The organism is Variovorax sp. P4_D9 (assembly GCF_056401695.1).
The window spans coordinates 1-6,400 of the sequence record NZ_JBFUIU010000522.1 but is presented as its reverse complement, the minus strand read 5'-3'; the positions used below and the strand labels follow the sequence as shown (position 1 = coordinate 6,400).

Below are 6,400 nucleotides of genomic sequence, written 5' to 3'. Positions count from 1 at the left end.
GACATGCGTCGTTCCGACGCGCAGCGTGCCTTGGCTTTCGGCCGGCATATCCTGCTTCAGACGCTTCAGGGCCTGGGCGTCCTGCAGCACCCGTGCGCACAGCGAGAGCGCTTCCTTGCCGGCTTCGGTCAATGCCGTCAGCCGGTTGCCTGAGCGCACGAAGATCTCGATGCCGATCTCCTTCTCCAGCGCGCGAATCATCTTGCTCACGCCGGGCTGCGTGGTATGCAGCGATTCAGCCGCGCGCGACACGCTGAAGCCGCTCTCCACGACCTGGCGCACGCACTGGAGTTGCTGGAAGGTGATCGGCACGGCTATTTTTCGAGTATTCCTTCCTGGCAATGATAGCGGCCTAAATATTCATTTCACACAWTGATCAGAAAGACCAAGAATCGCGGTCATATCAAGCGATCCCGATATGAAAAATGCACCAGACACAGCCGAGCCCCATGACGTGAATGCGAGCTTCAGGGGCGGCGGACGTTCCGTCGAGTATCTCGACCAGATCAACAAGGCTTCCATCGTCGCGTTGGCCGATGCAGGAATCGTCTCTGAGGACGTGGCCAGGCGGATTGCGTCCGGCATCCTGGCACTGCTGCGGGACGAACGTACCCGGCCTCGGCAGTGGTCCGCGGACTACCTCGACTACGAACCCAAGCTGCTCGCCGCCATCGGCGCCGACGCTTCCCGCCTGCATTGCGGACGCAGCCGGCAGGACATCTCGGCGACCATCGCACGCATGAATCTTCGTGCGGGACTGTTGGACGAATGCGATGCATTGATCCGGGCCCGGCAAGCCCTGGTCTCCCTGGCGGAGAAGCACAGGCACACCATCGTGCCGGCCTACACGCATGGCGTGCAGGCGCAGCCGACCACCTTGGCCCACTACATGCTCGGCATGGTGGACTCCCTGGCTCGCAGCACGTCCCGGCTGCGGTCCGCGTACGGGCGTGTCAATCAGGGCCCGCTGGGCTCGGCGGCCCTGACGACATCGAGTTTCGCGCTCGACCGCAATCGGTTGGCATCGCTCCTGGGGTTCGACGGCCTGGTGGAGAACGCCTACGACGCCAATCACCTGGCGCCCGTCGACACCAGCATGGAGGTGGCGGCGGCGCTCGGCATCGCGGCCGTTCAGATCGGGCAGTTCGCCCAGGATCTTCATTCGCAATACGCGGCGCCGGCGCCCTGGATGACCTTGCAGCGAGGAGAACTGGTGGGGGTCAGCAGCATCATGCCGCAGAAGCGCAACCCTGCCGCGCTGGAGCAACTGCGCGTGCAGAGCAGCATGCTGCTTGGCGAGATGCAGGCCGTGGCGTTGATGGCGCACAACGTTCGCACCGGGATGTTCGACTACCGGTCTTACGACCCGGTCCCGAGTGCCCGCGCCCTGGCGGTTCTTGAATTGCTGGGCAAGGTCCTCGGAGGACTGGTCGTCGACAAGGAGTGTGCACTCGCCGAGGTCGATGGCGACTATTCGACGGCGACCGAGATCGCGGACGCCTTGCTGCAGCGCGCGGACGTCCCATTCCGGCTTGGTCACCGCTTCGCGTCGGCRCTGACGGACTTCGGCCGTTCGCAGAAGCTCCGCATGCGCGAGCTTCCCTACCGCGAGGCGGCACGCATCTACGAGTCCATGGCGTCACATGCGTTTCCGCTCGACGAGAAGGAGTTCTCCGAAGTGTCGAGCCCCGAATACATGGTCTTCGGGCGCAAGGGGAAGGGGGGTCCGCAGCTCGCCGAGGTGAACCGGATGCTCGCCCGGCAGGGCGAGGATCTCGCTGCCGATCTCGCGTGGGCGCATGGGTGCCGGGCCCGCCTGTCGCTTGCCGATGCGCAGCTGGATGCCGCCGTCGCGGTGATCGCGGGCTGCGACATGGCCTCATCAATCACCATTCCCTCGAACTCTGAGACAACATCATGAAGAAACTTCTCTCTCTGCTAGCGCTCCTGATCCTCTCCGTATCGGCCATGGCCGCGCCATACCCCGACAAGCCGGTGCGCATCGTAGTCCCCTATTCGCCGGGCGGCGGCGGCGACGTGGTGGGGCGCCCGCTCTCGCAGGAGTTGGGGAAACACCTGGGGGGCTCGTTCTTCATCGACAACCGCGGCGGCGCGGGCGGCAACATCGGCATGGAGTATGTGGCTCAATCGCCGGCCGACGGGTATTCGGTGGTGCTCGCCCTGACCTCGCAACTCGCCATCAACCAGGCTCTCTATCCGAAGCTTCGCTACGACGCGCTCAATGATTTCGTGCCGATCACGTTGCTGGGTTCGGCGCCGTATTTCCTGGCGGTCAACGCGTCGCTGCCCGTTTAGAACCTGGCCGAGTTCATCAAGCTCGCGAAGGCGAAGCCCGGAACCCTGTCTTATGCATCGACCGGCAACGGCAGCGGCCTGCACCTGTCGATGGAGTTGCTCAAGTCGATGGCGGGCATCGATCTCGTTCACGTGCCCTACAAGGGCGGCGGCGCGGCACTGACCGATCTTCTCTCGGGCAACGTGCAGGCCATGTTCGTGAGCTACGGGACCGGTAGCGCGCAGATCAAGGCGGGCAAGATCCGGGTTCTCGCCGTGTCGTCGAGCCAGCGCTCGCCGGCGCTGCCGGACGTTCCGACGATCGCGGAAGCAGGCGTGCCGGGCTATGAGTCCGGGGTATGGTATGCCTTGCTCGCCCCTCACGGCACGCCACCTGAAATCGTCAAGCGGCTTCAACAGGGCTCCGTGGCCGCGCTTCAATCGAAGGAACTGCGCGAGCGCTTCGCGGGGGACGGGATCAAGCCCATCGGGTCGACGCCCGAGGAATTGACGAAGTACATCCAGTCCGAACGTGTCAAATGGGCCGAGGTCGTGAAGCGGTCGGGCGCCACGGTCGAATGAGACCACAGCGCATGCGACCGGACGCGTATGGTAGCGCCCTTGAGCTGGTGGCGATCAATTTGCCACCGCCGCCGCCATTACCGCTAACGCTGACGCCACTGCTTCAGCTCGACCCACTCGATTACATGCCTGCTCAGCTCGTTTGGATCTTCAAACTGCTGTTGGTGTACTGCGAGGGCAAGACGCTGTTGACGTAAGCCTTGCGGTCGATGTTCTGATTGGGGGCGTGGCGGTTGCATCGGCTTCGTCGTTAACCACCGAGCGGTCCTTCGAGGCGACCAAGGCTGGGGCAACGCCCGCCGAAGCGGCTTCGCCGTATGCGTTGCCTCCAGAGGCGGTCCGGTTCGCCTCCGAGGCGACATCGGCACTCGCACGGCCGTTGGTCAGTGGGTGAACGCCATCATAGGTTTCGGCCTGGGCTCCGACAGCGGCAAGAACGGTAATCACAGTAGTGGCGATAAGTAGTGAAGCGACGGCGGTGCAGATGCTGGTGGGCAGCAAGGGGTCTCGATCGGTCCTCAATCCCGCGTAGCGACCGCCCGAGCGTATCTTTGTTTCGAACGCACAAACGTGGTGGTTCTATCTTGCGCGCGTTTTTACGTAATTGCTGATTCAGAATTAATGCCACGGGCATGCACTCCAGCATGCCCGAGTGAACAAGGCCCCGGGCAAGTAGCGCACTGGCGCGACGCCATCTCGCAGGGCCGGTTCGATTCAACTGGTCTTCTGTCCAAAGGGATTTATTGTGAAGACGATGCCGGTGTTCTGGAAGCCGGTGGAGGGTGTCGTGAGCTGCTGAAGAACTGCGTGGCGCCCATGCGAATAACTAAATCTGGCCGAGCAATTTGCCGTTGAGAATGATCTGTATGGTTCGAAAGAACAAGACCGCGATCAAGATGCTCAGGAACACCAGCAGACCAACTGCCAGGGCCGTCAGCGCGGGAAAGTGGGCGTGTTCCGCATACCGGAGAGCGGCATTGCTGAGGGCGGCAAGCGGGAAGCTCAAGGCCCACCATCCGACTGCGAAGGGAATGCTTCGCCTGAACACCTTGAAGACCAGCGAAAAGAAGATGAACAGTCCGAAATAGAAGAGCATGGCGGCGAAGGTGTCCACCCGTTGGAAGAAGCTCGTGTAGGCAAGGAAGCCAACTTCAAAGGGCGCAATCAGAATCATCAGGGACGGCACCATCTCATTCGCAAGCTTCTCATGGTGGTGGATGAGTCTGGACATGATCATCRTGAAGAAGACCAGCGCGACCATCGTGCCCACCGCCATTGCGAACAGGTTGACTTCCTTCGCCCAGGCCATCGGCATGGTGCCGCCGGCGACCGCGATGTCCAGTGTCGCCACGCCTGGAATCAGCCAGGCAGGCAGGGCATGGCCCGCATCGACTTTCCCTCGCAGCAGCCGACTCACGATCGTGAAGGCCAGCGCGATCGTCATCACCGCTCCGAGGCTCCAGACAAGCTCCGATGCCCGAGCGCTCACAGGCGCCACAACCGACGAGATGAGCAGAGTGGCGATGGCCACCGTACCGAAGAAGTTGCCGGCGATCGGGTGTCGGAACTCGTTGCATACGGCTTGTGGATAGGCGAAGGCTTTGACAGCGTAGGCAGTGCACAGCAGCAGAAAGATCGCTACGGCAATGCATCCGATCGCACCATCAATGAGAGGACTAGTACCGAATTGATGGCTGGCTTGGCGCCAGGCGGTGGTCAATCCGGATATGCCCATCACAGAGGCGAAGAGATTGACGGGAAGATGCTGGATGGATGCTTGCTGCGGACTCCCCGCTGGGCTCAGCGTTTGCGTTGTATTGATACTTGCTCCGTAGATGGACGCGCACGAGCCCCCGAAGGAAAGCCGGCTTGGGGCTTGCCCATCGATGCGCGACCGATGCAACAAGCACTCCCGCCCGCGAACCAGGATGATGGCCAGATGCGCTATTGGAAGAACGCCGTCACCACGACCCCCGAAGTAGGTTCGCGGAAACGACAGTCAAAGTCTACGTGCACCATCTCCGAAGCGGCCTTCGGGCGCGGTTGGATTCGAGCCATTGAGGTACTCTTTCTGGCCACGTCTCCGAGGACGCGACCGTACCTGAACGATGCCGCTCGGCGCGGCGGATCCGCGGCGCTAGTATCCCGAGTTAGAAATTCGTTGAACTAATTTGGTCTGCCTGTGTCCGTCGTGTAGTGTGTCGACACGACGAGGTGGCAATGAGAGGCAGACCCAAGAGCGAACTGGTGCTCAGCGATGCAGAGCGCGAACAACTCACGGCATTGACGCTGCGGCGCAAGACCGCGCAGGCCATGGCATTGCGAGCGCGCATCGTGTTGGGCTGTGCCGATGGCATGGAGAACAAGGCSGTTGCCGTTCGCCAGCGAGTGACGCCACAAACGGTTTCCAAGTGGCGCGCGCGCTTCGTCGAACACCGCATGGAGGGCTTGCTTGACGCGCCTCGCCCGGGYGCCCCGCGCAGCATCGACGATGCACGTGTCGATGCGGTGATCGCGCGCACGYTGGAGTCGATCCCGGAGGGCGCGACGCACTGGAGCACGCGCACGATGGCGCGCGAGATGGACCTGTCGCAAACGGCCGTCTCRCGCATCTGGCGTGCCTTCGGCTTGCAGCCGCACCGCCAGGAGACGTTCAAACTGTCCAGCGATCCGCTGTTCGTGGAGAAGGTGCGTGACATCGTGGGCTTGTACCTGGATCCGCCGCTCAAGGCCATGGTGCTGTGCGTSGACGAGAAGASCCAGATTCAGGCGCTGGACCGCACGCAGCCCATCCTGCCACTGGCCCCCGGCATTCCCGAGCGTCRCACCCACGACTACATGCGCCATGGCACGACGACCTTGTTCGCGGCACTGGACATCGCCACCGGCGAGGTGATCGGCGAMCTCCACCGACGCCACCGCAGCAGCGAGTTCTTGCAGTTCCTGCGTACCGTAGAGGCCAACGTGCCGGGCGAMATGGACATCCATCTCGTGATGGACAACTACGGCACGCACAAGACGGCGACGATCCGCAATTGGTTTACCCGCCATCCGAGGTTCCACGTGCACTTCACGCCCACTTCGGCTTCTTGGCTCAATCAGGTCGAGCGCTGGTTCGCCACCCTCACCGAGAAGTACATCCGCCGCGGAACCCATCGTTCCACRCGCCAGCTTGAGCAGGCARTCAAGCAGTATCTCGACATCAACAACGCCAAGCCCAAGCCCTTCCAATGGGTCAAGACCGCCGATGACATCCTTGCAGGTGTCGAGCGGTTTTGTCTGCGAACTTCTAACTCAGSACACTAGACTAGTCTAGAAGTTTGTCGGGCTTTCCCGCCTACCCGAGTGGGCGGCGGCTTGGACAATGGCGCCAGTTTAAAAAGACCTCCCCTGCATGAGCCGCTTCATTGCCGTAGATCGAGAGACCGCCTACTTGCTGCCGCCGTCGGTTGATGAATGGCTACCGCGGGATCACCTGGCCCGCTTTGTCGTGGAGGTGATCGACCAGTTGGACCTGAGTGAG

The 6,400-nt window shown here is 62.2% G+C and carries 4 protein-coding genes and 1 pseudogene; 3 read left to right on the top strand and 2 right to left on the bottom strand.

Going from position 1 to position 6,400, the window contains the following annotated elements; all coding sequences use genetic code 11:
* The coding region (locus AC1DY5_RS37470; RefSeq protein WP_478119534.1) for a LysR family transcriptional regulator at positions 1–312 on the bottom strand (312 nt) is incomplete at its 3' end.
* 106 nt (positions 313–418) lie between these two features.
* Between AC1DY5_RS37470 and AC1DY5_RS37465 the strand changes: the two genes are divergently transcribed.
* Positions 419–1,921, top strand: a complete 1,503-nt coding sequence (locus AC1DY5_RS37465; protein ID WP_478119533.1) for a lyase family protein — start codon at positions 419–421, stop codon at positions 1,919–1,921.
* Positions 1,918–2,877: pseudogene (locus tag AC1DY5_RS37460) on the top strand (Bug family tripartite tricarboxylate transporter substrate binding protein). The gene AC1DY5_RS37465 and the pseudogene AC1DY5_RS37460 overlap by 4 nt, the downstream one beginning before the upstream one ends.
* 826 nt (positions 2,878–3,703) lie before the next feature.
* Here the strand turns inward: AC1DY5_RS37460 and AC1DY5_RS37455 are convergent.
* The gene (locus AC1DY5_RS37455; protein ID WP_478119535.1) at positions 3,704–4,699 is read right to left on the bottom strand and encodes an SLAC1 anion channel family protein; all 996 of its coding nucleotides are present in this window, start codon (positions 4,697–4,699) and stop codon (positions 3,704–3,706) included.
* A gap of 398 nt (positions 4,700–5,097) precedes the next feature.
* Here AC1DY5_RS37455 and AC1DY5_RS37450 point away from each other — a divergent pair, with 398 nt between their 5' ends.
* Positions 5,098–6,183, top strand: coding sequence for an IS630 family transposase (locus AC1DY5_RS37450; protein WP_478119532.1), 1,086 nt, complete (start codon positions 5,098–5,100; stop codon positions 6,181–6,183).
* The last annotated feature ends 217 nt before the right edge of the window (positions 6,184–6,400 follow it).